This is a genomic window from Alcanivorax sp. UBA3183 (assembly GCF_002364155.1).
GTDB classification, from domain to species: Bacteria; Pseudomonadota; Gammaproteobacteria; order Pseudomonadales; family Alcanivoracaceae; genus Alcanivorax; species Alcanivorax jadensis.
On the sequence record NZ_DEXN01000011.1, the window covers coordinates 1,642 to 4,206 of the forward strand.

General features: G+C 59.1%; 3 protein-coding genes and 1 pseudogene. 3 read left to right on the forward strand and 1 reads right to left on the reverse strand.

What is annotated here, in order from left to right; all coding sequences use genetic code 11:
• Window positions 1–201 (forward strand): annotated as a pseudogene (locus B3Q33_RS04665) (hypothetical protein); the annotation flags it as partial.
• Window positions 202–327: 126 nt separating this feature from the next.
• Here the strand turns inward: B3Q33_RS04665 and gltS are convergent.
• Window positions 328–1,512: a sodium/glutamate symporter gene (gltS, locus tag B3Q33_RS04670; RefSeq protein WP_273009057.1), complete on the reverse strand. Its 1,185-nt coding sequence runs from the start codon at window positions 1,510–1,512 to the stop codon at window positions 328–330.
• An 86-nt stretch (window positions 1,513–1,598) separates the two neighbouring features.
• On the opposite strand from gltS, the gene nth reads away from it, so the two are divergent.
• Complete coding sequence (gene nth, locus B3Q33_RS04675) at window positions 1,599–2,237, forward strand: endonuclease III (protein ID WP_272974515.1); 639 nt, start codon at window positions 1,599–1,601, stop codon at window positions 2,235–2,237.
• Window positions 2,238–2,307: 70 nt separating this feature from the next.
• Window positions 2,308–2,565: DUF3617 domain-containing protein (locus B3Q33_RS04680; protein ID WP_286827057.1), on the forward strand; the 258-nt coding region annotated here is incomplete at its 3' end.

Here is a 2,565-nt window from a genome sequence, read left to right on the forward strand (position 1 = left end):
AATCAGATCCAGAAAGGCATGCAGGAAAAAAACACCTACACCACCACGGAACAACGCTGTAACACCGTGATGGAAGACAAGAGTCGCACAGAAGGTTACGACGTGACCTATGTCTTCAATGATCAGGAAGACACCATTCGCATGGACAAGAGGCCCGGCGAGCGGTTGCGTATCGAAGAGGGGGAAGTGGTTACCCAGTAACTGGAAGCAGTTGCGAGTTGCGAGGAGCGAAAGGCCAAACCGGTTTGCTCTTCGAAACTCGTTACTCGCTTGAGCCCTTTCTGCAGTCGCGCACGCAGCTCATAGTAAACAACGTCCGCATTGCCCCTAGCCCGATAGCACAGACACGAACGTCTGGATGATCGTCGCGTTGGCAATATCCACGATAAAGCCCCCTACCACCGGCACGATGATAAACGCCAGCGGCGACGGGCCATGATGTTGGGTCACCGCCTGGATGTTGGCCACCGCTGTAGGCGTAGCCCCCATGGCAAAGCCGCAGTGGCCAGCACAGAGGACAGCCGAATCATAGTTGCGCCCCATCAGCCGGAAGGTCACCAGGGTAATGAACGCCAGCGCCAGCCCCACTTGCACCAGCAGCATGGCCAGCATGGGCAGTGCCAGATCCACCAGTTGTAACAATTGCAGACTCATTAACGTGATCGCCAGGAAAATCCCCAGCGCCGTGTTACCCACCACATCAATGGTGGCATCGTTGACCTGCCACAGGCGACGCGCCGAGTTACCCAGCACAATGCAGACAAACAGCACCCATACAAAGGTAGGCAACCGGAACACGGAAGCAAACTCTTCCGCCGCCACCGCGCCGACCACCACACCCACTGACAGCAACATCATGATGCGAATCACGCTGGCGGCGGAAATGGGACGAGGGGTTTCCGCTTCGTCATGCCCGGCATCTTCCACCGCCGCACCATGGGCCGGTGCGGCAAGCCGGTAGCGACGAATCAGGAACATGGCCAGTGGCCCGCCCAGCAGCGCCCCGAATATCAGACCGAAAGTGGCAGACGCCGCCGCCAGTTCACTGACGCCGGTAAGACCAAAGTCCCGCTCGAAGACCCCCGCCCAGGCGGCCCCTGTGCCGTGGCCACCGGTCATGGTCACCGAGCCGCCAATCAGGCCATACCAGGCATCCAGCCCCATCAACTTGGCCATCATCACCCCGGCCAGATCCTGCAGTGCCACCAGCACGATTACCAGTGTCGCGAACAACAGCATGGCCCAGCCGCCCCGGCGCAGCAGGCGAAAGTCCGCGGCCAGGCCTACCGCACCGAAGAAAAACAGCATGGCGGGTGTCTTGATGCTTTCATCAAAGGTCAGGCTGATACCGGAAAGCTGCATGGCAGTGACCACAATGGTCGCCAGCAAACCACCCACAACCGGCTCCGGCATGTTCAGCCGCGACAGCAAGTCCACCTTGTGAACGATCCACTGCCCGGCGCCCAGAACCAACAATGCGACCATGAGGGTTTCCATGGCGGAAAACTGCATCCCTTTCTCCTTGTTGGCGGCTGGGGTTTCCCCCTCACAGCCACCGATTTGATCCGTTATACTGCCCGCGACAACGGGAAGCTGTTATGAACCGCGAAAAACGAACTGAAATCTTTACCCGTCTACGGGATCAGAACCCCCACCCCACCACCGAGCTGGAATACAGCAGCGATTTCGAGTTGCTGGTGGCCGTGGTGCTGTCTGCCCAGGCCACGGACGTGGGCGTGAACAAGGCCACCGCCAGACTCTATCCGGTGGCCAATACACCAGAGGCGATCTTCGCCCTGGGAGTCGACGGGCTTAAAGAGTACATCAAGACCATCGGCCTGTTTAATTCCAAGGCCGAAAACATCATTCAGCTGTGTAAAATTCTCGTCGAGCAGCATGATAGCCAGGTGCCACGTACCCGCGAAGCCCTGGAAGCCCTGCCCGGTGTGGGTCGCAAAACCGCCAATGTGGTGCTCAATACGGCCTATGGGCTGCCCACCATGGCGGTGGACACGCATATCTTCCGGGTGTCCAACCGCACCCGGATTGCACCGGGCAAGAATGTGCTGGAAGTGGAAAAACGGCTGGTTCGACTGGTGCCGGAGGAATTCCTGCGCGATGCCCACCATTGGCTGATCCTGCACGGCCGCTATGTGTGTATGGCCCGCAAGCCCAAGTGTGGCGAATGCCTGATTGCAGACCTGTGCGAATTCCCGCCGAGCCAGCGGCCAGCATGAGTGGTAATTGAGCGCCCTGCTCTACGTTGCTACTCTGAAGTATCTCAGTTTGGTAACGAAGGGACGCGACATGAAACACACGATCCTGCTGGCAACACTGCTGGGCCTGTGCGCCCCGGTTCTGGCCGGCGACCTGAAGCCTGGCCTGTGGCAGATCAATACCACCATGGAAGGCGACAATCTGCCCCCGCAGATGCGGGCTCATACCCAGCAGCAGTGCCTCACCCCTGAAGAGGCCGAGGATGTGGTCAGTGCCCTGCAAGAGAGCTGGAATGCGGATGAATGTGACCTTGGGAAGGTGGATCGCAGCGGAGACAACCTGACCTGG